At 66.2% G+C, this 26319-nt stretch carries 29 protein-coding genes; 16 read left to right on the forward strand and 13 right to left on the reverse strand.

What is annotated here, in order from left to right; genetic code table 11:
* Positions 1–92: 92 nt before the first annotated feature.
* From SP5_RS08365 to mnmG, 4 genes are read right to left on the reverse strand one after another with little or no spacing between them, the layout of a single operon-like run.
* On the reverse strand, positions 93–1016 hold the full coding sequence (locus SP5_RS08365) for a ParB/RepB/Spo0J family partition protein (RefSeq protein ID WP_042486885.1): 924 nt from the start codon (positions 1014–1016) through the stop codon (positions 93–95).
* Positions 1013–1804 carry a ParA family protein gene (locus SP5_RS08370; RefSeq protein ID WP_042486888.1) on the reverse strand — a complete coding sequence of 264 codons (792 nt, stop codon included), beginning with the start codon at positions 1802–1804 and terminating at the stop codon, positions 1013–1015. The genes SP5_RS08365 and SP5_RS08370 overlap by 4 nt, the downstream gene beginning before the upstream one ends.
* On the reverse strand, positions 1801–2415 hold the full coding sequence (gene rsmG / locus SP5_RS08375) for a 16S rRNA (guanine(527)-N(7))-methyltransferase RsmG (RefSeq protein ID WP_042486890.1): 615 nt from the start codon (positions 2413–2415) through the stop codon (positions 1801–1803). The genes SP5_RS08370 and rsmG overlap by 4 nt, the downstream gene beginning before the upstream one ends.
* Complete coding sequence (gene mnmG, locus SP5_RS08380; protein ID WP_245613440.1) at positions 2412–4232, reverse strand: tRNA uridine-5-carboxymethylaminomethyl(34) synthesis enzyme MnmG; 1821 nt, start codon at positions 4230–4232, stop codon at positions 2412–2414. The genes rsmG and mnmG overlap by 4 nt, the downstream gene beginning before the upstream one ends.
* Here mnmG and SP5_RS19740 point away from each other — a divergent pair.
* A complete protein-coding gene (locus SP5_RS19740; RefSeq protein ID WP_245613442.1) occupies positions 4143–4328 on the forward strand; it encodes a hypothetical protein in 186 nt (61 codons plus the stop codon). The genes mnmG and SP5_RS19740 overlap by 90 nt on opposite strands.
* Here the strand turns inward: SP5_RS19740 and mnmE are convergent.
* Together mnmE and SP5_RS08390 are read right to left on the reverse strand one after the other, a co-directional pair.
* Positions 4317–5603 carry a tRNA uridine-5-carboxymethylaminomethyl(34) synthesis GTPase MnmE gene (gene mnmE / locus SP5_RS08385; RefSeq protein WP_042486896.1) on the reverse strand — a complete coding sequence of 429 codons (1287 nt, stop codon included), beginning with the start codon at positions 5601–5603 and terminating at the stop codon, positions 4317–4319. The genes SP5_RS19740 and mnmE overlap by 12 nt on opposite strands.
* Before the next feature lie 8 nt (positions 5604–5611).
* Positions 5612–5836, reverse strand: a complete 225-nt coding sequence (locus SP5_RS08390) for a DUF6489 family protein (RefSeq protein WP_042486898.1) — start codon at positions 5834–5836, stop codon at positions 5612–5614.
* Between the two features lie 70 nt (positions 5837–5906).
* On the opposite strand from SP5_RS08390, the gene SP5_RS08395 reads away from it, so the two are divergent.
* Positions 5907–6608, forward strand: a complete 702-nt coding sequence (locus SP5_RS08395; RefSeq protein WP_042486901.1) for a dienelactone hydrolase family protein — start codon at positions 5907–5909, stop codon at positions 6606–6608.
* A gap of 39 nt (positions 6609–6647) precedes the next feature.
* Here SP5_RS08395 and SP5_RS08400 read toward each other — a convergent pair whose 3' ends face one another.
* Entirely contained in the window at positions 6648–8222 is a 1575-nt protein-coding gene (locus SP5_RS08400) for a lysine--tRNA ligase (RefSeq protein WP_042486904.1), read from the reverse strand.
* Between the two features lie 315 nt (positions 8223–8537).
* Here SP5_RS08400 and SP5_RS08405 point away from each other — a divergent pair, with 315 nt between their 5' ends.
* Together SP5_RS08405 and SP5_RS08410 are read left to right on the forward strand one after the other, a co-directional pair.
* Complete coding sequence (locus tag SP5_RS08405; protein WP_042486907.1) at positions 8538–11276, forward strand: ATP-dependent DNA helicase; 2739 nt, start codon at positions 8538–8540, stop codon at positions 11274–11276.
* Positions 11273–11806 carry a SixA phosphatase family protein gene (locus SP5_RS08410; RefSeq protein WP_042486911.1) on the forward strand — a complete coding sequence of 178 codons (534 nt, stop codon included), beginning with the start codon at positions 11273–11275 and terminating at the stop codon, positions 11804–11806. Before SP5_RS08405 ends, SP5_RS08410 begins: the two co-directional genes overlap by 4 nt.
* Before the next feature lie 243 nt (positions 11807–12049).
* Here SP5_RS08410 and SP5_RS08415 read toward each other — a convergent pair whose 3' ends face one another.
* Positions 12050–12577, reverse strand: a complete 528-nt coding sequence (locus SP5_RS08415) for a YceD family protein (RefSeq protein WP_042486914.1) — start codon at positions 12575–12577, stop codon at positions 12050–12052.
* On the reverse strand, positions 12574–13107 hold the full coding sequence (locus tag SP5_RS08420; RefSeq protein ID WP_042486919.1) for a ubiquinol-cytochrome C chaperone family protein: 534 nt from the start codon (positions 13105–13107) through the stop codon (positions 12574–12576). The genes SP5_RS08415 and SP5_RS08420 overlap by 4 nt, the downstream gene beginning before the upstream one ends.
* A gap of 147 nt (positions 13108–13254) precedes the next feature.
* Between SP5_RS08420 and SP5_RS08425 the strand changes: the two genes are divergently transcribed.
* Positions 13255–13746 carry an outer membrane protein assembly factor BamE gene (locus tag SP5_RS08425; protein ID WP_042487090.1) on the forward strand — a complete coding sequence of 164 codons (492 nt, stop codon included), beginning with the start codon at positions 13255–13257 and terminating at the stop codon, positions 13744–13746.
* 338 nt (positions 13747–14084) lie between these two features.
* On the opposite strand, the gene rho is transcribed toward SP5_RS08425, so the two are convergent.
* The 3 genes from rho to hemE form a co-directional block, all read right to left on the reverse strand.
* Entirely contained in the window at positions 14085–15341 is a 1257-nt protein-coding gene (rho, locus tag SP5_RS08430; protein WP_042486922.1) for a transcription termination factor Rho, read from the reverse strand.
* Positions 15342–15664: 323 nt separating this feature from the next.
* Positions 15665–16126 (reverse strand): CopD family protein, encoded by a 462-nt coding sequence (locus tag SP5_RS08435; RefSeq protein WP_042486925.1) that lies wholly within the window; start codon positions 16124–16126, stop codon positions 15665–15667.
* A complete protein-coding gene (gene hemE, locus SP5_RS08440; protein ID WP_042486927.1) occupies positions 16123–17145 on the reverse strand; it encodes a uroporphyrinogen decarboxylase in 1023 nt (340 codons plus the stop codon). The genes SP5_RS08435 and hemE overlap by 4 nt, the downstream gene beginning before the upstream one ends.
* A gap of 318 nt (positions 17146–17463) precedes the next feature.
* Here hemE and SP5_RS08445 point away from each other — a divergent pair, with 318 nt between their 5' ends.
* The 11 genes from SP5_RS08445 (at position 17464) to SP5_RS08495 (ending at position 24327) form a co-directional block, all read left to right on the forward strand.
* Positions 17464–18282, forward strand: a complete 819-nt coding sequence (locus tag SP5_RS08445; protein ID WP_042486930.1) for a pyruvate, water dikinase regulatory protein — start codon at positions 17464–17466, stop codon at positions 18280–18282.
* Entirely contained in the window at positions 18279–18866 is a 588-nt protein-coding gene (locus SP5_RS08450; protein WP_084220617.1) for a Maf family protein, read from the forward strand. Before SP5_RS08445 ends, SP5_RS08450 begins: the two co-directional genes overlap by 4 nt.
* Positions 18866–19678 (forward strand): shikimate dehydrogenase, encoded by an 813-nt coding sequence (aroE, locus tag SP5_RS08455; RefSeq protein ID WP_042486932.1) that lies wholly within the window; start codon positions 18866–18868, stop codon positions 19676–19678. The genes SP5_RS08450 and aroE overlap by 1 nt, the downstream gene beginning before the upstream one ends.
* A 10-nt stretch (positions 19679–19688) precedes the next feature.
* Positions 19689–20282, forward strand: coding sequence for a dephospho-CoA kinase (coaE, locus tag SP5_RS08460; RefSeq protein ID WP_042486935.1), 594 nt, complete (start codon positions 19689–19691; stop codon positions 20280–20282).
* A gap of 7 nt (positions 20283–20289) precedes the next feature.
* Positions 20290–20985, forward strand: coding sequence for a DNA polymerase III subunit epsilon (dnaQ, locus tag SP5_RS08465; RefSeq protein ID WP_042486937.1), 696 nt, complete (start codon positions 20290–20292; stop codon positions 20983–20985).
* 55 nt (positions 20986–21040) lie between these two features.
* On the forward strand, positions 21041–21631 hold the full coding sequence (gene hpf, locus SP5_RS08470) for a ribosome hibernation-promoting factor, HPF/YfiA family (protein WP_042486939.1): 591 nt from the start codon (positions 21041–21043) through the stop codon (positions 21629–21631).
* 65 nt (positions 21632–21696) lie between these two features.
* Positions 21697–22167: a PTS sugar transporter subunit IIA gene (locus tag SP5_RS08475; protein WP_042486941.1), complete on the forward strand. Its 471-nt coding sequence runs from the start codon at positions 21697–21699 to the stop codon at positions 22165–22167.
* On the forward strand, positions 22151–22609 hold the full coding sequence (locus tag SP5_RS08480) for a PaaI family thioesterase (protein ID WP_042486942.1): 459 nt from the start codon (positions 22151–22153) through the stop codon (positions 22607–22609). The genes SP5_RS08475 and SP5_RS08480 overlap by 17 nt, the downstream gene beginning before the upstream one ends.
* Positions 22610–22614: 5 nt before the next feature.
* Positions 22615–22956: a DUF1491 family protein gene (locus tag SP5_RS08485; RefSeq protein ID WP_042486944.1), complete on the forward strand. Its 342-nt coding sequence runs from the start codon at positions 22615–22617 to the stop codon at positions 22954–22956.
* A 191-nt stretch (positions 22957–23147) separates the two neighbouring features.
* Positions 23148–23777, forward strand: a complete 630-nt coding sequence (locus SP5_RS08490; RefSeq protein WP_084220618.1) for a cell wall hydrolase — start codon at positions 23148–23150, stop codon at positions 23775–23777.
* Positions 23778–23838: 61 nt separating this feature from the next.
* The gene (locus SP5_RS08495) at positions 23839–24327 is read left to right on the forward strand and encodes an MmcB family DNA repair protein (RefSeq protein ID WP_042486948.1); all 489 of its coding nucleotides are present in this window, start codon (positions 23839–23841) and stop codon (positions 24325–24327) included.
* A gap of 309 nt (positions 24328–24636) precedes the next feature.
* Here the strand turns inward: SP5_RS08495 and SP5_RS08500 are convergent, their stop codons facing one another.
* Positions 24637–26094, reverse strand: coding sequence for a glycoside hydrolase (locus SP5_RS08500; protein WP_042486949.1), 1458 nt, complete (start codon positions 26092–26094; stop codon positions 24637–24639).
* Positions 26095–26319 lie beyond the last annotated feature (225 nt).

Below are 26319 nucleotides of genomic sequence, written 5' to 3' on the forward strand. Positions count from 1 at the left end.
GTCGCTCAGCCTGAACGGAAAGGAGGGAAGCTCCCCCCTCAAAAATCAAAGGAAAATTGCGCCGGTCCCAGAAGGATGCTGGCGTATCCCTTTCAAATACCCTCACCTGTCAGGCGCTGGCATACCATGTCCAGCTGATCGAGCGTCGAATAGCTCAGGGTCAGCGTCCCCCCCTTCTCGCCATGTGCGATACGCACCGACAAGCCGAGCAGATCGGCGAGCTGGCCCTCCAAGGCGGCGATATCGGCATCCGCCGCGTCCTGCCCGGTCGGCACCTTGACGGCGCCCTTCTCGCCCTCGTCCGAGCCCCTGCGACCGCCACCCTTGGCCTCCCGGGTCAGCTTTTCGGTCTCGCGAACGCTCAAGCCGCGCGCGATGACCTGATCGGCCAGCGCCTCGACCTCGTTCGCGCCCAGCAGCGCCCGGGCATGGCCCATCGACAGCGCACCGCTAACCACCTGCCCCTGCACCGTATCCGGCAGTTCGAGCAGGCGCAGCAGGTTGGCGACATGGCTGCGCGACTTGTGGACGATCTTGGCCAGTGCTTCCTGGGTATGGCCGAACTCACCCGCCAGCCGCTGATAGGCCTGCGCCTCTTCGATCGCGTTCAGGTCCTGTCGCTGGATATTCTCGATCAGCGCGACTTCTAGCGTCTGGGCATCGTCGAAATCGCGGATGACGACCGGCACCTCGTGCAGCCGTGCGCGTTGCGCCGCCCGCCAGCGGCGCTCGCCCGCGACGATCTGATAGTCGCGGCCATGCGGACGCACGACGATCGGCTGGATCAGTCCCCGTGCCGAGATCGAGGCGGCGAGTTCGTCGAGCGCGGCTTCGTCGAAATGGCGGCGCGGCTGATCGGGATGCGGTTGCAGCGATCCGACGGGCAGCATACGCACGCCCCCCGGCGTCGGCTGATCGCCCGGCCGGATCGGCGCCTCCCGCGCGATATCCCCGAGCAAGGCGCCCAGACCGCGGCCCAGACCGGGACGTGGACGCTTGGCCGTCTCGCCGCTCATGCCGCTGCCGCTCCCGGCTGGCTGCCGAGCGGCAGGCGTGCGATCATTTCGCGAGCCAGCGCGATATAGGCCTGACTGCCGACGCAACGATGGTCATAGATCAACGCGGGCAGACCATGGCTGGGTGCCTCCGACAGCCGGACGTTGCGCGGAATCACGGTATCGAACACTACACCCCCCAAAACGGCGCGCACATCGGCCGACACCTGGTCGGTCAGCCGGTTGCGTCGGTCATACATCGTCAAGGCTACGCCCAGGATCGCCAGCCCGGGATTGAACCGCGCGCGGATTCGCTCAACCGTGGTCAGCAGCTGCGACAGTCCTTCCAATGCAAAGAATTCACACTGCAATGGCACGAACAGCGAGTCGGACGCCACCATGGCGTTGATCGTCAGCAGCCCCAGCGAGGGCGGGCAATCGACCAGGACGATGTCCCAATTGCCCTGCGTCCGGCGCAGCGCATGGTCCAGCCGGTGGGTCCGATTCTCATAATCGACCAGCTCCAGCTCGGCCCCCGACAGGTCGACCGTGGCGGGCACGACGTCCAGACGGGGCACCTGGCTATGCACCACCGCGTCGTCGATCCGCGCCTCGCCCAGCAGCACGTGATAGCTGGAAAACATGCGCTGGCTGTTGGGAATGCCCAGCCCCGTCGAGGCATTACCCTGCGGATCGAGATCGATCAGCAGGACGTTCAGCCCCGTGGCCGCCAAGGCGGTGGCGAGATTGATGGCGCTGGTGGTCTTGCCCACCCCACCCTTCTGGTTCGCGATGGCAACGCAGATCATCGGGCCTCTACTCGGTCGAGGATCACGATCGACGATTCCGCCGATGTGATGCTATGTTCCACGTGAAACACGAAGCGCCATTGCCGCTTGAGGGTCTTGATTTCGCGCTCGTCCAGGCGGCCGCGCGGGAGCAGCCACCGCGTTTCCTGTTTGCCGCAGTGGGCGGCTGCGCGCAAAAGATTTTCGACTGTCGCTACGGCGCGAGCAGAAATAATATCGGCCTGGAGCGGCACCGCCTCGATCTTGGCAGCATGGACCGTCACCCGGTCCCCCATGCCGAGCCCGTCGACGCACTCCTGCAGAAACTCCGCCCGCTTTTTGCGCGGTTCCACCAGTGCAACCCGGCCAGGCCAGGCGATGGCGACGATCATGCCGGGAAAGCCACCACCCGTGCCGATATCGATCCACTGCCCATCGGCCCGGTCGGCCATGGGAATCAGCTGCGCCGAGTCGACCGCATGGCGGCTCCAGATCGTGCCGATGGTGGAAGGTGAAACCAGATTCTGCTGGTCGTTCTCCACCACCACACGGTCGAGGAACCAGTCGATCCGCGCCGCTGCCTCCTCGCCGAAATGCCGGACCGCCCAGTCGCGTGCCTGATCCTCGTTCATGCGGCGACCTTTCGAGCGTAGAGAAGCACTGCCGACAGGGCAGCGGGAGTAATGCCGCGAATGCGCGACGCCGCCGCCAGCGTGGCAGGACGTGAAAGGCTGAGCCGGTCGATCATTTCCTGCGACAAGCCGGGGATGGCGGCATAGTCGAGCGCGGGCGATAGCAGGATCTGTTCGTCGGCCCGGAGACGTGCGACCTCCTCCGCCTGCCGTTCGACATAGGGAGCGTAACGCGCATCCTCCAGCGTCTCGGCCACCACTGCCGGATCGCAACCCTCGGCAGCGTCGGGGGCGACATGCGCCAATGTCACGCCGTCGAAGCGCAGCCACTCATAGGCCGTCCGTCGCGCGCCATCCTGCGCAATAGCGGCACCGCCGCGTGCCAGATCGGACGCAGTGCGGACCACCGACAGCCGTTCGCGCAATAACGCCTGCTGCGCCTGCCGCCGCTGCCGATGCGCCAATCGTGCATCCGACAGGCACCCGGCGGCTTCGGCTATGCTGCCCAATCGCGTCTCGGCATTGTCCGCGCGCAGCGACAGGCGATACTCGGCCCGGGCGGTCAGCATACGATAAGGCTCGGTCACGCCTTGCAACACCAGATCGTCGATCATCACGCCGAGATAGCTCGACGCCCGGTCGAGGATCACGGGCGACAGGTCACAGGCATGCGCCGCCGCATTGAGCCCGGCGATCAGCCCCTGCCCCGCCGCTTCCTCATAGCCGGTCGTGCCATTGATCTGACCGGCGCAGAACACCCCCGCCAGCGCCCCCAGCCCCAACCGTGCATCAAGCGCGCGCGGATCGATATGATCATATTCGACGGCATAGCCGGGCAGTGTGATGACTGCCCGCTCCAGCCCCGGCATGGAGGCGATCATCGCCGCCTGCACATCGGTCGGCAGCGAGGTCGACAAGCCGTTGGGATAGACCAAAGGATCGTCCAGCCCTTCCGGCTCCAGGAAGATCTGATGGCTGTCGCGGTCGGCGAAGCGCTTGATCTTGTCCTCGATCGACGGGCAATAGCGCGGCCCGTTCGCCTCGATCGCGCCGGTGAACAGCGGCGAGCGGTGGAACGCCGCCGCGATGATCGCATGGGTTTCTTCGGTGGTACGGGTGATCGCGCAGGCGATCTGCGGCAGCGGCCGCGCCGCCGTCATCGGCGACATGGTCCACGGATCGGTATCGCTGGGCTGCTCGTCCAGCTTCGCCCAGTCGATGGTGCGGCCATCGAGACGCGGCGGTGTGCCGGTCTTCATCCGCGCCATGGGCAGGCCCAGGGCACGCAGCTGTTCCGCCATCCGGGTGGCCGCCCGCTCGCCGATACGTCCGCCGAGATGGCGCTCTTCGCCGCGGAACAGCCGCCCGCCGAGGAAGGTCCCGGTCGCCAATACCACTGCCCGCGCCGACAGGATCGAGCCATCGGCCAGTTGCACGCCAGCAACCCGATCGCCTTCGAGGACCAGCGCCTCCGCCTCGCCCTCGACGATGGTCAGGTTCGGTTGCGCGGCGAGCATCGCCTGGATCGCTGCGGCATAGCGACGACGGTCCGCCTGGACGCGCGGACCTTGCACCGCCGTGCCCTTGCTCCGATTGAGCATACGATAATGGATCGCGCCCTGATCTGCCGCACAGGCCATCAGCCCGTCAAAGGCGTCGACCTCGCGCACGATATGGCCCTTCCCCAATCCACCGATAGCGGGATTGCAGGACATGGCGCCCAGGCCATGACGATCGAAGGACAAGAGGGCCGTCCGCGCACCCCGGCGCGCAGCCGCCGCAGCGGCTTCGGTTCCCGCGTGACCACCACCGATCACTACGACATCAAACATGCCCCCGCCCTACCGGAAGGACTGGGCAGCGTCAAAGCGATTGCAGGGTCAACGTTCCACGTGGAACACTCACTTGCCTAGGCAGAAGCGTCCAAACAGCGCATCGAGCATCGTTTCGGTGGCACTGACGCCCAGCACTTCCGCCAGCGCCTGTCGTGCCACCCGCAATTCCTCAGCGATCAAAAGAACGTCATCGGTCTGCGTCGCGATCAGGGTATTGGCGGCCCGGCGGCACTGCTCCTGCTGATGCCTTTTGAACCCGACCGCATCTTCACGCGGCAATAGCGCAGCGCTGGTCTCTGCAATCGCGTCCCAGACACTGGCCACACTGGCCCCGTCATCCCGTCGCACCGCCAGCTGCCTGCCCTCGGGCAACCCCTCCCTCCCCGGCAGATCCGCACGCGAATGGAGCCAGATCGCATCGTCACGCGGCGGAGGCGCATCGGCCATCCACAACAAGATGTCCGCCTGGCGGATCGCTTCCTGCGCACGGGTGACGCCGATCGCTTCGATCACATCGTCGGTATCCTCGGCCAGACCGGCGGTGTCGGTCAGCACATAGGCGACACCACCCCGCAAGACGCTCGCCTCGATCCTGTCGCGGGTCGTCCCCGCGATCGGCGAGACGATCGCGGCCTCACGCTCGGCCAAAAGGTTGAGCAGGGTCGACTTGCCGCTATTGGGCGGCCCGGCCAACACGACGCGGATGCCATCATGAAGCCGGTCGACCGGCGGCCGCGCGACCACCTCCAGCATCGCGATGGCCAGGTCATGCATCTCGCCCTTGATCCGCGCCACCGCTGCCTGGTCGAGCGGCACATCATCCTCTTCGGCGAAATCGAGCATCGCCTCGATCATCGCCGACAGCATCGTCAGCCGGTCCATCCAGCCGCGCACCGCCTGGCTGACCCGGCCCTCGACCGCGCCGATGGCGGCCCGGCGCTGCCGCTCGGTCTGGGCCTCGAGCAGATCGGCCAGCCCTTCCGCCTCCGCCAGATCGATCCGGCCATGGAGAAGCGCGCGCCGAGTGAACTCGCCCGGCTCGGCGCGGCGGACGCCCGGCTGTTCGGCCAAGGCCCGCTCGACCGCCGCCACGACCGCACGACCGCCATGGCAATGCAGCTCGACCAGATCCTCACCCGTCGCGGTCGCCGGGCCGGGGAAGCAGAGCAGCAGCGCCGAATCCAACACCGCCCCCATTCCATCCCGCAACGTCCGCAGGCTGGCCCGGCGCGCCGGGGGCAGCCGCCCGCCCAGCCGCTCGGCCGCTGCGAAGGCTGCCGGGCCGCTCACCCGGATCACGGCGATGGCGGCGGGCGGCTGTCCGCTGGAAACGGCGAAGATCGTGTCGGACATGCTGGGGATCAGCCCTTCTGCCCTTCGAACATCCGGCGCCACATGGTCATGCTCGCCTCGCCCATCGGCGCCCAGTTGCGCATCATCGCCTCGATCATCTCGGGCTTTACGCCGGACTGCATCGTGTCGAGCATCATCTGGACATAGCGTTCATGGATCGGCGTCAGGTCGGGCAGGCCCATGGCGCGGCGCGCCTCCTCGGGCGTGCAGTCGATTTCCACATTCACTTTCACAAGCCATTCTCCATCACGCGACCAACTGAGGCATAAGGCGTTATCGTCGCGACGACCACAGGAGACCCGCATGACTGCCACCAAGACCATCGCCGCCACGCAGGGCGAAGGCCAGTTCAACGCCTATTATGCCGAGCCGGAGGGTCAGCCGACCGCCGCGATCATCGTCATCCAGGAAATCTTCGGCGTGAATGCGGGCATCCGCCGCAAATGCGATACGCTGGCCGAGGCGGGCTATCTGGCCGTCGCACCCGACCTTTTCCACAAGATCGCGCCGGGCATCGAGCTGGACCCCGACATCCCCAATGAGATGCAACAGGCGCTCAACCTGATGGGCCAGTTCGATCAGGATGGCGGCATCCGCGATATCGAGGCGACCATCAAGGCGATCCGCGCCGAGCATGGTCCGGACACCAAGGTCGGTGTCGTCGGCTATTGCCTGGGCGGCCGACTGGCCTTCATGACCGCCGCGCGGACGGATGTGGATGCCAGTGTCGGCTATTATGGCGTCGGTATCGACGGCCTGCTGGGCGAGAAGAACGCGATCGCCAAGCCGGTCCTGCTCCACGTTCCGGAGGAAGATCACTTCGTCGACAAGGATGCGCAGAAGCGGATGCACGAGGGGCTGGACGACCACCCCAAGGTCACGTTGTACGATTATGCGGGTGAGGATCACGGCTTCGCGACCGAATTCGGTCAACGTCGGTCGGACGAGTCGGCCAAGCTGGCGGACGAACGCACCATGGCGTTCTTCGCCGAGCATCTCCGCTGATACGAAAAAGGGGGGAGCCTGCCGCTCCCCCCTTCCCTGTTATGCTGCCTTGGCTAGGGCCTCGGCGATCAGTTTGCGGCTGTTATCCGCACCGTAAAGCGCGATGAAGCTGCCCATGCGCGGCCCCTGCGCCGAACCCAGCAGCGTCTCGTACAGCGCCTTGAACCAGTCACGCAGCGACGGGAAGGCGTCGGTCTTACCGATCTCATAGACGATGTTCTGGATATCCTCGGCCGTCGCCCCCGCCGGGAGCGCGGCGAGTTGCGTGTCCAGCTGGCGCAGCGCCTCGGCTTCATGCGGCTCGGGCGCGCGGCGCTGGAGCGTGGGCGCGACGAAGTCGCGGGCATAGGCCAGCGCATGGTCGATCAGCCGGTCCAGTTCCGGATACTTTTCGGCCGAGGCTTCGGGCACGTAATTGGCAAGATAGCCCCAGACCTGCTCCTTGGTCGCCTCCCCCATCACGCCGACAAGGTTGAGCAGCAACCCGAACGTCACCGGCAGCTCACCCTGGGGCAGCTTGCCATCATGGATGTGATGCACCGGATTGCCCAGCTGCTCCTTGAGCGACTGGGTCGGGTAGTTGGTGCGGAACTGCCAATATTCGTCCACCGCGCGCGGGATCACACCCATGTGCAGCTGCTTGGCCTTTTTGGGTTCACGATAGGCGAAGAAGGCCAGGCTCTCCTCCGGCCCATAGGTCAGCCACTGGTCGAGGCTGAGGCCATTGCCCTTCGACTTGGAGATCTTCTCGCCATGTTCGTCAAGGAACATCTCATAGTTGAAGCCCTCGGGCGGGCGCCCGCCGAGGACGCGCGCGATCTTGGACGACTGGGTAACCGAGTCGATCAGGTCCTTGCCCGCCATCTCATAATCCACACCCAGCGCGACCCAGCGCATCGCCCAGTCGACCTTCCATTGCAGCTTGGACAGGCCGCCCAGTGCCGACTGGACGATCCGCTCGCCCTCATCCTCGAAGGCGATCAGGCCCGCCTCGGCGTCGACCACCTCGACCGGCACCTGCAACACGATGCCCGACTTCGGGCTGATCGGCAGGACGGGCGAATAGGTCGCGCGGCGCTCGGCACGCAGCGTCGGAAGCATCACATCCTGGATGCCCTGGAAATGCTTGAGCACCAGCCGCAGCGCATCGTCGAATCGGCCCGAGGTGTAATATTCGGTCGACGAAGCGAACTCGTAATCGAAGCCATAGCGGTCGAGAAACTGACGCAGCAGCGCGTTGTTGTGCGCGGCGAAACTGTCGAACTTCTCAAACGGATCGGGCACCTGGGTCAGCGGCTTGCCGAGATGGGTCCGCAGCATGTCCTGGTTGGGCACATTGTCCGGCACCTTGCGCAGACCGTCCATGTCATCCGAAAAGGCGATCAGCCGGGTCTTCTGGTCGGACAGCGCATGAAAGGCGTTGCGGACCATGGTCGTGCGCAGCACTTCGTTGAACGTGCCGATATGCGGGAGCCCTGAGGGACCATAGCCCGTCTCGAACAGGATCGGCGCACCGCCCGGCTTGCCGTCGGGATAGCGTTTGAGGAGCTTGCGAGCCTCCTCATAGGGCCAGGCCTTGGACTCGAGAGCGGTGGAGCGGAGTTCGTCTATCATGGCTTTGCCTGTGGCAAGCCGGGGCGTGATGCACAATGTATTTTGCGATTTCCACGATATGCTCGCACTTCATGCACAGGGTTATCCACAGATCGAGCTTGTTCCACGTGGAACAGATGGGGTGGTCTTGCCTCGCGTTCCCTCCCCCATCCCCTCCCGCCTGCTGGAGGGGCGTGCTTTTTGGAAAAGGAAAGCGCGCCTCACGCGGTAAGCCCCTCCCGCAAGCGGGAGGGGTTTGGGGAGGGCTCAGCCACAAGCGACTCATGAAATGAGACCAACCCCGTTGCCAACCTGTTCCCACTCCCCCAAATCACGATGGTGACTGCACTCCCCCACTCCGCCCTTCATGCCAGCCATAGCGGTGTGTGGATTTCCACCGGGGGACAGACCCGCGCCGTCTCACGCGGCGAGGCGATCGGGCTGGCGTCCGAAACACCGGTCATCCTGCTCAACGCGCCGTTGATCGGCCAGCGGCTGGGCTATGCCGAATTGTCCGGGCTCGACATCCTCGAACTCTTCGCCTTCTTGCGTCCCGCCCAGTTCGCGGTCCCGACGCCGCATGGCCTCGCCCGCGCCTGTGGATTGGAGCCGCCGGATAGCGATGCGGACGTGGCCGCCTTCCTGCTCCGCGCCACCGAGACACTGCTCGCCACGCCGGACGGTGCATGGCCCGAGCGCGAGGGTGCGTGGACGGCTGCGCAGAGCCTGGCCCGGCTCCGCTGGCCCTGGGCGCCGCTGATCGGCCCACGCCTCACCCGGCCCGAGCGCAACGAACGCTGGCTGTTCAGTGCGCTGCCGGAATGGGAGGAAGACGCCCCCCGCCCCGCCCCGCGCACGATCGAATTGCCGCCGCAGGATTCGGAGGAGCGGCTGCGACGCCTGACCGGCGACGGGGCCGAGGAACGCCCGGGCCAGCGCGCCTATGCCGCCGCCGTCTCCGCCGCCTTCGCGCCGCGTGCGGTGCGCGACACGCCAAACATGGTGCTGGCCGAGGCGGGCACGGGAATCGGCAAGACGCTGGGCTATCTTGCCCCCGCCAGCCTCTGGGCCGAACGGGCGGGCGGCGCGGTATGGATCTCCACCTATACCAAGGCGCTGCAACGCCAGCTGAGCGGTGAGACCGCGCGCATCTTCCCCGATGCCGTGCTGCGCAAGGAACGCGTCGTCACCCGCAAGGGTCGCGAGAATTATCTGTGCCTGCTCAATCTGGAGGACGCGCTGCAAGGCGGGTTCGCCGGACGCGCGGCAGTGCTGGCGCAACTGGTCGCGCGCTGGGCGGCCTATACCGCCGATGGGGATATGGTCGGCGGCGACCTGCCCGGCTGGCTGACCACCTTGTTCCGTCGCAACGGGTCGGCGGCACTGACCGACCGGCGCGGCGAGTGTGTCTATGCGGGCTGCCCGCATTATCGGAAATGCTTCATCGAGCGGGCCGCGCGCGCGTCGGTACAGGCGGATATCGTTATCGCCAACCATGCGCTGGTCATGGTCAACGCCGCGCGTGGTCGCGAGACGCAGACGCGGCCGACCCGTTATGTGTTCGACGAGGGGCATCACCTGTTCGACGCGGCGGACTCGATGTTCGCCACCGCGCTGACCGGATCGGAGACGATCGAGCTGCGCCGCTGGATTCTCGGCCCCGAGGCCGGATCGCGGGGTCGGCGTCGGGGCCTTGCCGCACGACTGTCCGATGTCGCCAGCTATGACGAGGGCGGCAACCGCGCGATCGGCGATGCGGTACAGGCGGCGCACGCGCTGGCAAGCGAGGGCTGGCTGGGGCGATTGGCGGAGGGCCAGCCCTTCGGCCCGATCGAGGCGTTGCTGGCGGCGGTGCGCGGTCTGGCCTTTGCGCGCGCCGAGCAGCCGGGCGATGCGGGCTATGGGCTGGAGACCGAACTGGCCGATCCCTCGCCCGCGCTGATCGAAGCCGCCGGGCCAGCCGCCCACGCGCTCGACGCGCTGCTGCGCCCGCTAGTGACCCTGGGCCAGCGGCTGGAGGCGGTGTTGCAGGAGGCACCCGACTGGCTCGACGGGCAAGCACGCGCGCGGGTGGAAGGGGCGATCGCCTCGATCGCGTGGCGTGCGGAGACGGTGGCTGCCTGGCTGTCGCTGCTCGCGCGGATCGGCGGCCCGGTCGATCCCGATTTCGTCGACTGGCTGGCGGTCGACCGGGTTGAGGGGCGCGAATATGATATCGGTCTTCATCGCCACTGGCTCGACCCCACGCGCCCCTTTGCCGAGATCGTGCTGAAGCCCGCCCATGGCGCGCTCGTCACCTCGGCGACCTTGCGCGCCGGCGGAAATTGGGATGTGGCGGAGGCCAGGACGGGTGCGCCGCATCTGGCGCGTGGCCCCGCCCATTTCGTCGCGGAGAGTCCGTTCGATTATCCGACCCGCGCCGAGGTGCTGATCGTCACCGATGTGAAGCGCGGGGACATTCCCCAGCTTGCCAATGCCTATGCCCGGCTGATCGCGGCGGCCAGGGGCGGGACGCTGGGGCTGTTTACCGCGATTCGGCGGTTGCGCGGCGTGCATGGCCGGATCGCCGACCGGCTGGCGCGCGACGGGCTGGCGCTTCACGCGCAGCATGTCGATCCGATCGACACCGGCACGCTTGTGGATATCTTTCGCGACGATCCATCGGCCTCGCTGCTCGGCACCGATGCGTTGCGCGACGGGGTGGACGTTCCCGGCTCGTCGCTGCGGCTGGTCGTCATGGAGGGCGTGCCCTGGCCCAAGCCGACCGTGCTCCACGCCGCGCGCAAATTGGCGGGGGGCGGCAGCGCGTATGACGACCGGATCGTTCGCGCGCGGCTGGCGCAGGCATTCGGACGGCTGATCCGGCGCGCCGACGATCGCGGGGCGTTCGTGCTGCTGTCCGCTGCCATGCCGTCGCGATTGCTCGACGCCTTTCCTCCCGGCGTCGCCATTTCCCGGGTGACGCTCGACGAAGCGGTCGCGCGGGTCGCGGGGCGGCTTTCCTCCGACGCACCGATAGGGCATGGGGATAGCCAAATCCTGCCAGCCGCCGCCCCGGAGACACCGATCCGATGAAGACGCTGACGCTCCTTCGCCATGCCAAGTCGAGCTGGGACGATCCCGTCGCCCGCGATTTCGATCGTCCGCTCAATGCCAAGGGACGGCGCGCGGCGGCGATGATCGGGCGGCATCTGAAGGCCGAAGGATTCGCGTTCGACCATGTCCTGGCCTCCCCCGCCGTGCGGGTGGTCGAAACGCTGGACGAGATATGGAGCGGTTACGGCCAGACGCTGGAGCCGGTCTGGAACAAGGCGATGTACCTGGCGTCCGCCCCCAGCCTGCTCGATCTGGTCCATGCGATGCCCGACGCGGCGGAGCATGTGTTGATGGTCGGGCATAATCCGGGGCTTGAGGATCTGGTCCTCGACCTGACGCTCGACGGGGAATTGCGCGAAAGGGTGGAGGATAAATATCCGACCGCCACGGTGGCGCAGATGACGCTGCCGATCGATCGCTGGGCCGAAGCGCGCGCGCATGGCGCGACGCTGGTGGCGTTCATCCGGCCGCGCGATCTGGACCCGACTTTGGGACCGGATGCGGCGTAGGGTCTTTTCCTGAAACGGTTGAACCGATCCTGCCCCTCCCCTTCAGGGGAGGGGTTGGGGTGGGGCCTCACCACAGGCTTTGTATTTGCGGAAGCGCCCCACCCCCGGCCCCTCCCTGAAGGGGAGGGGTGGATCAAGCTGATGTCATCACGCTCCGGGAATCCTCGCCGACCCTTTCGCCCTGCCCCTCTACCATCGCTCCCACACCCCCCCTCCCCAAACCCAGCTTGGGGAGGAGTTGGGTCAGCCTTTGCCTTCCAGCTTGGCCTTCAGTCCGGCCAGGGCGCCGAGCGGGCGCGCTTCGTCTTCGCTGATCACGCCCGCTTCCTTCAACACGGTCGCCGCGTTCGGGCTGCGCGGGAACGGATCGAGCGACAGCGCCATGGTTTCGGCCGCCGCTTCGCCCAGGTCGATCGTGCCGCCCTCGATCTCGATCGTGTCGAGCGAGTCCTCGGACAGCTCGATTTCCTCGTCGCCGCCATGGGTAGAGGGTTCGACGAAGCGCAGCGCCACCGGCTCGTCGACCTTGGCGGGGACCGGGTCGCCCGTCACCGAGCAGGGCTGCACCACCGATCCGCGCACCGTGCCGGTGACGAGGATGCCCGCCGCGTCGCGCCGTACGACCAGTTCCGCCGACAAGGCATCGACCGCGAGCAGCCTGAACCGCCCGGCCAGCGCCCGGCGTTCATCGGGGGTCGTGTCGATCGAGACGGGCTTTTCACGCTCACCGATCGTGTCGATCTTTTCGGGGCGGCTCCATTCGGGGGTCACGGCAGGTCTCCAAGGGTAAGGCGAGCGAGCGAAGTGGCCGCCAATTGCTCATGTAGGGCGCGAAGCGCCTCACGAACATGGGCAACCGCGCCGCTATCGGCAGGCGCTGCGCCGCGGTACAGGTTGCGGACCAGCGCGGCGTCCATCACCGCCTTATCCCCTGCCAGCCCTTCGCGATAGGCGGTCAGGCGACCGCCGAGCATCGCCATCATCTTACCGATATGCTTGCCGACCACGATATCCCCGATACCGAGTTCGCGAAGCTGCCCGTCCATGTCGGTGACGAAGCGTTCGGTCAGCCGCGCGGCGGGCTCCACGCCCTCGGGCTCGGCCTCCAGCCGGATCAGCACCACCGACAGGACCGCCGCGATCATGTCGAACCGGCCGTCGACCGTATCGGGCACCGCCCCGTCCAGATACCAGTGTTCCGCCCGCGCGCGCAGCACGACGGCATTGTACAACGGCAGCGCCGCATCCGCATCGCGCCCGAAATAGCGGGCGATCCCCTGCCTGAGCCAGCCCAAGGCCATGTGCCCCTCCCCTTCCTGCCGCACGATCAGTTGCGCGCGAATTGCTTGTATGCGCCTTTCCCTTGGCATATCGAGGGGGTGACGGTCGAGCGGATCGACCGCCTGTATAGCTGCCTGTGCGGCCGATCGTCCGGCCCGGAGATAATGATGAGCGTTTCTTCCACCCGCGCCCTCGGGCTGGGCCTGATCCTGGCCCTAGCGGCGTCGGCCTGTACGCCGCTGCGGTCGCACCAGGGTTATGTGGTCGACACCGATCTCGTCAACTCGATCCAGCCGGGCGTCGACAATCGCCAGTCGGTGCTCCAGACTCTGGGCACGCCGACCATCTCCAGCCAGTTCGGCGGTGGCGACTGGTATTATGTCGCCCGCGACAGCCGCAACCTGGGCTATACCCTGCCCAAGCCCGTGTCGCAGATCACGTTGCAGATCAGCTTCGACCAGGCGGGCAACGTCACGACGATCCGCCGCGCCGGTGTCGATCAGGTCGCCGATATCAATCCCTATGGCAAGACCACCCCGACCCTGGGTCGGCAGCGCGGCTTCTTCCAGGATCTGTTCGGCAATATCGGCGCGGTCGGCGCGCCGGGCGCCGGTGGCGGCCAGGGCGGCGGCATGGGTGGCGGACGCACCCGGCCGTAAGGGCTGGGATAGCTTTTCCTACAATACCGAACGCCGTTCGCGCTGAGCGAAGTCGAAGTGCATGCCCCATTGCGGGCCAAGGATTCCCTTGGCCTTCGACTTCGCTCAGGCTGAACGGAGGTTGGGGATAAGGCGGGCGCAACCGATGCCCCCCGTTTGGCCGCGTCGCGTGTTAAGCAACGACGCGGCCGTGCCGTGCTTGGACCGGCACGATCCCGAAAGGGGGTGGGATCGGGCCTGCTAACGCCCGAAAACGAAAATGGGTTCGCAAGCGGGCCTGTTTGCCGCCAGCGAACCCACAAAGCCGTAGCGTCGGAGGCCGAAGCCCCCGAAACGCCTTACTGATTCATCGAGTCGAAGAAGTCCTCGTTGGTCTTCGAGTTCTTCATCTTGTCGAGCAGGAATTCCATCGAGTCGATCGTGCCCATCTGCATCAGGATGCGGCGCAGCACCCACATCTTGGACAGCTTGTCCTTCTCGACCAGCAGCTCTTCCTTGCGGGTGCCCGACTTGCCGACGTCCATCGCCGGGAAGATGCGCTTGTCCGCCACCTTGCGGTCGAGGACGATTTCCGAGTTGCCGGTGCCCTTGAACTCTTCAAAGATCACTTCGTCCATGCGGCTGCCCGTGTCGATCAGCGCGGTGGCGATGATCGAGAGCGAGCCGCCCTCCTCGATGTTGCGCGCCGCACCGAAGAAGCGCTTGGGCCGCTGCAGCGCATTGGCGTCGACACCGCCGGTCAGCACCTTGCCCGACGACGGCACCACGGTGTTGTAGGCGCGGCCCAGACGGGTGATCGAGTCGAGCAGGATGACGACATCCTTCTTGTGCTCGACCAGGCGCTTGGCCTTTTCGATCACCATCTCGGCGACCTGGACGTGGCGCTGCGCCGGTTCGTCGAAGGTCGAGGACACGACCTCGCCGCGCACCGAGCGCTGCATGTCGGTCACTTCTTCCGGACGCTCGTCGATGAGGAGGACGATCAGGAAGACTTCGGGATGGTTGTCGGTGATCGCCTTGGCGATGTTCTGCAGCATCACTGTCTTACCCACGCGCGGGGGCGCGACGATCAGCGTGCGCTGGCCCTTGCCCTGCGGCGAGACGATATCGATGACGCGCGCCGACTTGTCCTTCTGGGTCGGATCGGCGGGGTCGAGGATCAGCTTCTGCTCGGGGTAGAGCGGGGTGAGATTGTCGAAATTGACGCGGTGGCGGACCGCTTCCGGATCGTCGAAATTGACGCTGGTCAGCTTGGTCAGCGCGAAATAGCGCTCGCCGTCCTTGGGCGCGCGGATCTCGCCTTCCACCGTGTCGCCGGTGCGCAGGCCATGCTTGCGGACCTGGTTGGGCGAGACATAGATGTCATCGGGACCGGCGAGATAATTGGCCTCCGGCGAGCGCAGGAAGCCGAAACCGTCGGGCAGCACCTCGATCGTGCCCAGCCCCATGATCTGGTCGCCCTTTTCCGCCTGTTCCTTCAGGATGGCGAACAGCAGGTCCTGCTTGCGCAGCGTCGACGCGCTCTCGACCCCCAATTCCTCGGCCAGCTGCACGAGGTCGGCGGGGGTTTTCTTCTTGAGGTCTTTCAGATGCATGATCGGTCCGGATGGTCGGAGGGCGTCGGTCGGCGAGGATCGCGGCGAAACGAGGCTGTCGATAAGGAAGCGTACCCGACGCGAGGACCGCGCCGTACGGGGGAGGAGTTAGGATTGGGGGTGCCCCAAGTCAATGGGGAATACCTACCGCAGCTGAGTCTCACGCCCCTCCCGCAGGCGGGAGGGGATGGGGGAGGGAAAGCCGCGGGGGTCGGTCTCGGTGAGACTCCCTGCCCTCCCCCAGCCCCTCCCGTTTACGGGAGGGGAGTCAGAAAGGGGCGCCCTCCCGCCTGCGGGAGGGGAGAAAAAGGGAGCAGCGGGTGTCAGAACGGCTTGATCACCACCAGCACGACGATGATCGTCGCCGCCAGCGCGGGCACCTCGTTGATCATGCGCAGTTGCTTGCCGCTGAGCGTCATCTGCCCCTTCGCCAGCTTCTTCGCATAGCCGACCATCCAGCCATGATAGCCGCTGAGCAGCAGCACGAAGAACAGCTTGGCGTGCAGCCAGCCCAGACCCGCTACGCCCGCAAACAGCCCCAGCGACACGGCCAGCAGCAGCCCCAGCACCCACACCGCGATCATCGCAGGCGTCAGGATGATGCTGCGCAGCTTGCCCTCGCGCTCGACCCAGCGGGCCGCGTCGGTGGCGTCGCCCGCGACCAGCGCCTCCTGATGATAGACCAGATAGCGCGGCATCATGAACAGCCCCGCCATCCAGAAGATCACGAAGATGATATGCGCCGCCTTCACCCATTCATAGGCGGCCCCCAACAATCCGATCATCGGTCTTTCCTCACACGGGCGATCAGCCGCTCGACATGCGCGATCGGCGTGTCGGGCAGGATGCCGTGCCCCAGGTTGAAGATATGCGGCCGCTTTGTGAAGGCCGCCAGGATGCGATCCACCGCCCCGTCCAGTGCCTCGCCGCCCGCGATCAGCGCCAGCGGATCGAGATTGCCCTGCACCGGCAGCCCTTCGGGCAGATAGGTGTCGGCCCAGACCGGATCGACCGTCTCATCCAGCCCGACCGCATCCACACCCGTCTCACGCGCATAGGCGGGCAGCTTGCCCCCGGCGCCCTTGGGGAAACCGATCACCGGCACCCCCGGACAGCGTGCCCGGAAACCATCCACGATCGCGGCATTGGGCGCGATCACCCAGCGCTCGAACTGTGCCGGAGACAGCGACCCCGCCCAGCTGTCGAACAGCTGCACCGCCTCGACCCCGTTGGCGACCTGCCCCGCGAGATAGTCGATGGTCATGGTCACGATCGCATCGATGATCGCCCCGAACCCGGCCGGGTCGGCATAGGCGAACCGCCGCGTCTCGCCCTGGTCCTTGGACCCCTGCCCCGCCACCATATAGGTCGCGACCGTCCAGGGAGAGCCCGCAAAGCCCAGGAAGCTGGTCTGTGGGGGCAATTGCGCCTTGACCCGTGCGACCGTGGCATAGACCGGGTCGAGCCGCACAGGCACGGCCGTAAGGGCATTCAGCGCATGATCGACCAGCGCAGGCGCCAGACGTGGCCCCTCCCCCGCCCCGAAGCTGAGGTCCTGTCCCAATGCCCAGGGGACCATCAGGATGTCGGAGAACAGGATCGCGCCGTCAAAGCCAAACCGGCGGATCGGCTGCACCGTCACCTCGGCCGCGGCCTCCGGATCGGTGGCCAATGCCAGGAAGCCCCCCTTCTCCGCCCGCAGCGCGCGATACTCCGGCAGATAGCGTCCGGCCTGTCGCATGAGCCACATGGGCGGCGTCGCCTGCCGCTCTCCGTTCAGCACGGCGAGCAGGGGCTTTTGAATCGCAACGTCGGTCAGGAGACCCCCCTTCTTCTATTAAAGAAGATTCTAAGATTGGATTGTTGAAGTGGTTGGCACGTTGGTTGTCGGGATTATGCGGCTCTCCCCGATATGCCAACACGTTGACTCATGGGGAATCGCCGATTCAACGGGATTCGGATTCATGACCCCCGTAACTCACAGGCTGTGGAAAAGAATCGGACCTGTGAGATTCATTGTGGACGAATCGGTCGTTATCCACCGCCGGTCCGCCGCTTGGCCGGTCGGCGAAGTTACGCTACCGATTCGCGACATGTTATCCACAGAGTCATTAGACCGGCCATGACGACGCGCCTCCATCTGCACCTGCTGTCCGATTCCACCGGCGAAACGCTGGAGAACATCGCGAAGGCGGCGCTTGCCCAATATGACGATGTGGAAACCGTCCGGCACTTCTGGCCGATGGTCCGCACCGAGAGTCATCTGGAGCGCATCCTGCAGGAGATCGCGCAGAATCCGGGGCTGGTGATCTACACGCTGGTCAACCCGACGACGCGGCGCGTGCTGGAAAGCCGCTGCCACGCGCTGGGCCTGCCGACGGTCGCGCCGCTCGATCCGGTCAATGCCGCGCTGTCGGGGCTGCTGGGCGTGCAGGCCAAGATGAGGCCCGGCCGCCAGCACGTCCTGGACGCCGCCTATTTCGCGCGGGTCGATGCGATCCAGTTCACCATCGCGCATGACGACGGCATCGCCTGGGAGGAGTGGGAGGAGGCCGATATCGTGCTGGCCGGGGTCAGCCGTTCGTCCAAGACGCCGACGTCCATCTATCTCGCCAATCGCGGATACAAGACCGCCAACATCCCGATCGTGGTCGAAAGCCCCCCGCCCCCCTTTCTGTTCAAGCTGAAAAAGCCGCTGGTCGTCGGCCTGACCACCAGCGCCGACCGGCTGATCGCGATCCGGCGCAACCGGCTGCTCTCGCTGAACCAGGCGCCCGACACCGATTATGTCGAGCAGGAGGCGGTGAATCGCGAACTCACCTTTGCGCGGCGAATGTTCGCCGACAATGACTGGCCGGTGATCGACGTCACCCGCCGCTCGATCGAGGAAACGGCGGCGGCGATCATCTCATTGGTAAATCAACGAAAGGCCGAGGCATGATTATCCTGGCTTCGCAAAGCGCCTCGCGCCGGGCGATGCTCGACGCGGCGGGCGTCACCTATGAAGCGCTGCCCGCGCGGGTCGACGAAGCAGGCGTCAAGGCGGCGATGGCGGGGGCTTCCCCGCGCGACCTGTCCGACGCGCTGGCCGAGATGAAGGCGGTGAAGGTGTCTGCGAATGCCGGGCCGGTGCCGGTGCTAGGGTCCGATTCCGTCGTCGCGCTGGCCGACGGCACCTTGCTCGACAAGCCGGAGAGCCGCGAGGAGGCGTCCGAGCATCTGGCGCGGATGAGCGGCGGGAGTCACGAACTCTGGAGCGCCGCCGTCATCGCCGAGCATGGCCGCCCGGTCTGGCGGCATGTCGAGCGCGCCAAGCTGCATGTCCGTCCGCTTTCGGGTGCGTTCATCGACCGCTATCTCGATCAGGAATGGCCGGAGATTGCCGGTTGCGTCGGTTGTTTCCGGATCGAGGGGCCGGGGGTGCAGCTCTTCTCGCGGATCGAGGGAAGCCACTTCACCATCCTCGGCATGCCGCTGCTGCCCGTGCTGGGCTATTTGCGCGAACGCGGCTGGATGCCCGCCTGATGGCCCTTCCTTATGCCGAAGTGATCGGCGATCCGATTGCCCATAGCAAATCGCCGAAGATCCACGGCTTCTGGCTGAAGGCGCTGGGGATCGAGGCGGACTATCGCGCCACCCATGTCACGCCCGACGCGCTGCCCGCCTATTTCGCCGCGCGGAAGGCCGATCCGGACTGGCGCGGCTGCAACATCACCGTGCCGCACAAGATCGCCGCGCTGGATCATGTCGAGGATCGAGAGGATGTGCGGACCGCGATCGGGGCGACCAACACCGCGTTTCGCGATGCGGACGGCGCTTTGGTCGGCACCAACACCGATGCCGCCGGTTTTGCCGCGCCGCTCAAAGCCTTCGACCTGGCGGGCAAGCCGGTGACGGTGATCGGGGCAGGGGGCGCCGGGCGTGCGGTGCTTTATGCGCTGGCGGGGATCGGCGTTGGGCCGGTCACGCTGTTCAACCGCAATGTGGATAAAGGGGCGGCGCTGTTGTCGTCCTTCGGATTGGAGGGGCAGGCGCTGCCGATCGGTGACGCCGTTCCTCCCAGCGCCCTGGTCGTCAACGCGACCAGCCTGGGCATGACCGGCCAGCCGGTGCTCGACCTCGATCTGTCGGCGCTGCCGGGGGACGCGGTCGTCTATGATATCGTCTATGCGCCGCTTGAAACCACGCTGCTGGCGGCGGCGCGGGCGAGGGGGCTGGCGACGATCGACGGGCTGGAGATGCTGATCGGCCAGGCGGCGGTGGCGTTCGAGCGCTTCTTCGGCGCGGCCCCGCCGCGCGAGCGGGACGCGGAATTGCGCGCGATCCTGCTGCGATGATCGTGCGGTCGTGATCGTTCTGGGGCTGACCGGCTCGATCGGCATGGGCAAGTCGACGGTCGCGCAGATGTTTCGCGACGAAGGCGTGCCGGTGTTCGATGCCGATGCCTGTGTCCACCGGCTGCAAGGTCCCGGCGGGCGGCTGGTGGCCGCCATTGAGTCGGCCTTTCCCGGCACCACCGGACCCGATGGCGTGAATCGGGCCGCGCTGGGCCGGGTGGTGTTGGGCGATGATTCGGCGATGCGCCGACTCGAGGCGATCGTGCATCCCGCCGTACAGGCAGAACGCACGGCCTTTCTGACGACCCATGCCGAGGCTCCGTTGGTGGTGGTGGACGTGCCGCTGCTGTTTGAAACCGGTGGTGACAAGGTTGTGGATAAGGTGTTGGTCGTTTCGGCAGAAACGGCGGTGCAAGAGGCAAGGGTGTTGGCAAGACCCGGTATGACGCGAGAGAAATTTGCCGCAATTCTCATGCGCCAGCTGCCCGATGTGGATAAACGCGCGCGGGCCGATCACGTCATCGCGACCGACATTCCACTGGCCGAAACCCGCGAAAAAGTCCGCGCGCTGATCACTTGCATGCGGGACTCCGAAGGCCGATAGTCAGGTTATGAGAGAGATCGTTTTCGACACCGAAACGACAGGGTTCAAATTTTCGGAAGGCGACCGGCTGGTCGAAATCGGCTGTGTCGAACTGGTCAACCGGGTCGAAACCGGCCGCACCTATCACGCCTATTTCAATCCCGAACGCGCGATGCCAGCCGAGGCGCAGGCGGTCCACGGGCTGTCCGACGCCTTCCTGAAGGACAAGCCCGTCTTTGCCGCCGGGGTTGCCGAATTCCTCGACTTCATCGGCGACGCACCGCTGATCGCGCATAACGCGACCTTCGACTTCGGCTTCATCAACGGCGAGCTGGGCGCGCTGGGCTTTCCGCCGGTCTGTGAAAAGACGCGGATGGTCGACACGCTGGCGATCGCGCGCAGCAAGCATCCCGGCGCCAAGCACACGCTCGATGCGCTCTGCTCGCGCTATGGTATCGACCGCTCGCACCGTGTGCTGCACGGCGCGTTGCTCGACGCGCAGCTGCTGGCGCAGGTCTATGTCGAGCTGATGGGCGGGCGGCAGATCGGCCTGGGCCTGCTCGCCGAGACGGCGGCGGACAGCGGGCCGGTGATCGTCGCCCGCACGCCCGCCAAAGTCCGCCCGCCGCGCACCTTCCGGCCCAGCGAGGCGGAACTTGCCGCCCATGCGGCGTTTCTAAAGGATATAAAAGATCCGGTTTGGGGGGCCGAGGCGTCCGGTTGACGCCACGGGACAGGCCAAAAGGACCGTCCCATCAGAGTGCATCAAGGAGAAGACGATGGATATCCGGATTTCTGGTCATCAGGTCGAAACGGGCGACGCGCTGCGGACCCATGTGACGGACCGGCTTCAGGGTATCGCCGAGAAATATTTCGCCCGCGCCATCTCGTCCGAGGTGACGTTCGGCAAGGGGCCGCATGACGTCGGCTTCAAATGCGATATCGTGATGCACGTCACGCGTGGTCTGGTGCTGAAGGGCCGTCACGATGCCCAGGACGCGCATCTAGCCTTTGACGGCGCGGCGACCAAGATCGAAAAGCAGCTGCGCCGCTATTCGCGCCGCCTGAAGGACCGGAACCAGGGCCAGGCGATCGAACTGGCCGAGGCCGGGGCCTATGATGCGGGCTATACCTTGTTCGCCGAACAGGTCGATGAGGACGAGGCGGGCGACGCGCCCCTGATCATCGCCGAAACCCGCGTCGATATTCCCGATGCGAGTGTGTCGGATGCGGTCATGATGCTCGATCTGCGCAATACTGCGGCCCTGTTGTTCAAGAATTCGGGCACCGGGTCGTACAACATGGTCTATCGCCGGGGTGACGGAACCATCGGCTGGGTCGAACCGCAGCGCGGCGGCACGGCCGGATAAGCTCTATCGTTCTTCCGCGTGGCCCGTTAATAGGCGGGCCGCGCGGGGGCGCACCGGACGGGACCATGAACGACTTCAGCGATCTGTTGCGCCACGATACGGTGCTGGCGGGCGTCAGCGCCGCCAACAAGAAGACCCTGTTCCAGGCGCTGGCGGCGGCTGCCGCCGGACCGGCGGGGCGGGATGCCAAGCTGCTGGCCGATGTGCTGCTCGAACGCGAGAAGCTGGGATCGACCGGTTTCGGTGGGGGTGTCGCCATTCCGCATGGCAAGGTGGCGGGGCTGACCCAGATCGTCGGTGTCTTTGCGCGTCTGGCGCAGCCGGTCGATTTCCAGGCGGTCGACGACATGCCGGTCGATCTGGTCTTTGCGATGTTCTCGCCCGCCGATGCGGGATCGGCGCATTTGAAGGCGCTGGCCCGGATTTCGCGGCGGCTGCGCGACAAGGGCTTCGTCGCCAAGCTGCGCGGGGCGGGGTCGCCCGACGCGATCTGGGCGCTGCTGACCCAGGACGAGGCGCGTGACGCCGCGGCCTGAGGGTGAGGCCGCGCACTTCCGGGCGCTGGAGACGCTCTATGCCGCAGCGCCGATCAACCGCCTGTTCGATTCCATGCTGGAGATTGCCGAACCGGGCGTCGCGCGCATCCGCTTCCGGGTGGACGAGCGGCATTATCACGCCGCGGGCGCGGCGCACGGCACGAGCTATTTCAAGATGCTCGACGATGCGGCCTTTTATGCCTGCAACAGCCTGGTCACCGACCGTTTCCTGCTGACGACGCAGTTCAACCTGCTGCTCACCCGCCCGATGAAGGCGGGGGAGGTGGTGGCCGAGGGGCGCTGGGTCAGCGGGCGGCGACGGGTGTTCGTCGCCGATGCGCGGCTGATCGACGCCAGTGGCGAGGAGGTGGCGCGCGGCACCGGCACCTTCATGCGCTCGCAGATCGCGCTGGCGGGCCTGCCCGGCTATCGGACGGCCTGAGCGCGATGGACGGTCGCCTGCCGAGCGGAATGCTGGTCACGGCCCTGTTGCGCCGGATGAACGACAGCGGCGGCATGGGCATGGTGCTGGCCAAGGGCGATCCGCAGGGCGGGGGCATATTGGTGATCGTGATCGATGCCGATCCCATCACCTCTCATCGACGCGAACGGGTATTGGAGCGTGGGCTGGGTCCCGACGGCAAAACGGTGCTGATCGAATCGACGCCTGCAAACGATATTTTAAGCTATTGGCAGCGTCGGCGGGCGCGCGATCCCGATCTGTGGGTCGTGGAACTGGATGGCGCTGCGGCGGAACGGTTCACCGCTGAAACGATCCTGCAACATTGACGAACCCGGCCGGATCGGCCACGAGCGCGCCATCGTAGTTTCGCGTTGTGCTTATCGGGTGCGATCCGGTGGGTTACGCAGTCGGGGGGAAGCCCGGACGAGCGCCCTTGGGCAATGCTCGGGTCCGTGATCCAACCGCATGTCTGTTCGAGTGAATGACCGTTTTCAAGCGAGTCGCGGCATCCGCTGCCATGGCTCTATCCCTGGCGGGTCTTCTCGCCACCAGCACCCCCAGCCTCGCGACCAACGTTGCCGGTGTTGCTGCCACTCCAGTCAGTGCGATGACTGTTTCCGGGATCAACGTCGCCGATGTTGCGATGGTTCCCCAGAGCGCCCGGGCCACCATGTCCGCGCTCCCCGATTTTTCCCAGGTTGCCGCCCCGGTTTCCGAAGGCGATGAGGACGGCGACTATGACTCGCTGGCCGACGCCGTGGCCGATCAGGACGAGATCGCGTCGAGCGAAGAGCTCCGCTGTCTGGCCGGTGCCATCTATTTCGAAGGTCGCGGCGAACCGCTGGCGGGCCAGCTCGCCGTGGCGCAGGTCATCCTGAACCGCACCAAGTCGGGCCGTTTCCCGACCGACGTTTGCAACGTCATCAAGCAGCGTGGCCAGTTCAGCTTCGTGCGTGGCGGCGAAATCCCTTCGGTCAGCCCGTCGCGCAGCGCCTATCGCACCGCCGTCGCCGTCGCCAAGGTCGCGCTGGCCCAGGCATGGGACAGCACCGCGGGCAAGGCGCTGTACTTCAACACCCCCGGCAACCGTCCGGGCGTGCGGGTGCAGAAGGTCGCCGCGATCGGCAACCACATCTTCTATCGTTGATATTTCCAGGCCCCGGTTCGGGGCTTTTGCATTTGTTCATCAAATGTTCTAAGCGGGTGGCATGTTGGACATGCCGCCCGCTTCGTGCGTCGACGATCCGCTATCCCCGCTCTGCGCCGCCGATGTCGCGCGCGGCGTGACCCGGATGCTGCTCCGCCACGACCTGATCACCATTCCCGAAGTCCCGCTGGAGGGCGGGCGCCGCGCCGACCTGATGGCGCTCGACGCGCGGGGGAATGTCGTCGTTGTCGAGATCAAGGTGTCGCGCGCCGACATGCTGGGCGACGGGAAGTGGCCCGATTATCTCGCGCATTGCGATCGCTTCTACTGGGCGGTGCCCGCCGGGTTCGACTGGTCGCCGCTGGAAAGCGCGGCGTTCCTGCCCGAGCGGACGGGGATCATCGTCGCCGATCGTTACGACGCGGCAATCGTGCGCGAGGCGCATAGCGTGGCGCTGCCCGCGCATGTGCGGAAGAAGGCGACATTGAATTTCGCGCGGCGGGCCGGGCGGCGGATGATCGGGCTGACCGATCCGGATGCGGCGATGTGAGGGGGGTAGGCCCGGCAGGGCTCGAACGCGCAATCTAACCGGGTTGTGGAGAGGTTTTCCCATGGCCTTCGACTTCGCTCAGGCGGAACGGTTCTTAAAGTTGAAAGCGATCAGCATTGCACGGTTTTCCCTTCAGGGGAGGGGTTGGGGTGGGGCATCGCCCTGGGCGTTTCGCTTGCGGAAGCGCCCCACCCCCGGCCCCTCCCCTGAAGGGGAGAGGTGAGCAGAGTTGATCGTTTTCGACTCTAGTACCAAGTCCCCGCCCAACCTCCGTTCAGCCTGAGCGAAGTCGAAGGCCACGTCCCACCCTTACCGCGTCAATACCAACGTCACCACCGACTGTGGCGGCGCGATATCACCGGGGATATCCACGGACTTATGCACAGCATCGGTCGCGATCATCCGCCGTTGCCAGCGCCCCGGCACCACCACGTTCAGCGGCCTGGGCGACAGGCCCGGATTGACATGGACCAGCACCAGCCGCCGTCCGTCGGGTGACAGCGCGCCGACCGTATCCATGTCATCCACCGGCACCAGCCGGTCGCCCGGCCGGATATAGCGGCTGAACTGCGCCATCGCCCAGTATTTGCCCGTGACATGGATCGCATGGGGCTGGTCCGCCGCGCCCATCAGGTCGGCCTTGACGATGCCCCAGTTCGACCCCTTCTCACCCTTGCGAGTGCTGAGATCCTCGACCGCCTGCCAGAAGACCCAGGCGGCGGGCTCCAGCCGCTTGAGATCGCCGACGACATGCTCGGCAAAGGCCAAGGGTGTTGCCATGCCGGTCAGGTCCTCCGGGTCGCCCGACAGCGGCGTGTCGTTCTCGCTCATCCACAACCGGATGCCCGAGGCGCGGGCGATGTCGCGCACGGCGGTCTGGTGAACGGTGCCATAGCTGTGGACGTTGAGCTGCCCGATCGCCGCGCGAGTGACGGGGGGATAGGCGGCCCAGTCCGCCACGAACAGGTGCGAGGCGGTCTCATCAGGCGCGGCGATGACGGTGGACAGGCGCGTGGCCTTCAAGGCGGCGGCGGTGGCGTCGATCATCCGGGCCTGGCGGGCAGGGCTCCAATGCGCGCCTTCCTGGGTGTTGGCGGCGAACCAGTAGTTTGTGTTGGGCTCATTGACCGGCGACAGGGTGCGGAAGGTCAGGTGATGCCGCCGCTGCAATTCGTCGGTGACGCGCACCAGATAGGTGGCGAAGGCGGATTCCTGTCCGGGGCGTAGATTGTCGTCGGTGCCTTTTTCCGCGCCCGACACCCGGCCGCTGACCGTCATGAACCAGGGCGGCGAGTTGGAGAAGGCCTCGAAGATCGGCTGCTTCACACGGGCGGTGATCGCGTCCAGCCACCAGCGCTGGTTGGCGTCCTGGCCCCAGTCCCACATGGCGGGATCGTCGGCGCGCCACCAGTCCTCGCCCGTCACCCCCGCCGGTTGCCGCCAGAAGCCCGGCACCGCGCGCCCGACCTTCATATAGGGCGGGGTGTCGGCCGCATTGCCGCCGCCGATATTGTAGCGCGCGATGGTCCAGCCCAGTCCCTGCGGCCCGTAGAACAGATCGGCCAGCCGCGTCCGCTCCGCCTCGGGCCAGCCGCCCGTGACATGCGCGAACCAGGCAAGCGCGGTGCCCCAGCCCTCGAAGACGGTCGACGGGCGGTCGATCGCGGGCCGCAGGGTCACGGGTACGGGTCGGTCGGCGGCGGGCGGTGCGACCTGCGCCTGCGCCGTGCCCGAACCGAGGATCAGCGCCAGCGCGAGGGCCGCCATTTGACTTTTGCGATGGATCGTCCCGTTCTTCACCCTGGCGTCTCCCCGCGCATATCCCATCAAACGTCAGACTATAGCCGGGGGCGCGGCGGGTCCGTCAACCTCTGCCGGGTTCGCGCATAAGCTGGCCGCACAGACGCCCTTTTCCCTTGTCGTCCTGACAAAGCCGTCATAAAAATCAGACAAATACAGGCGCGATCCGGTCAGGGAATCGTGTATCAACAA

Source organism: Sphingomonas parapaucimobilis NBRC 15100 (genome assembly GCF_000787715.1).
In the GTDB taxonomy this organism is placed as follows: Bacteria; Pseudomonadota; Alphaproteobacteria; order Sphingomonadales; family Sphingomonadaceae; genus Sphingomonas; species Sphingomonas parapaucimobilis.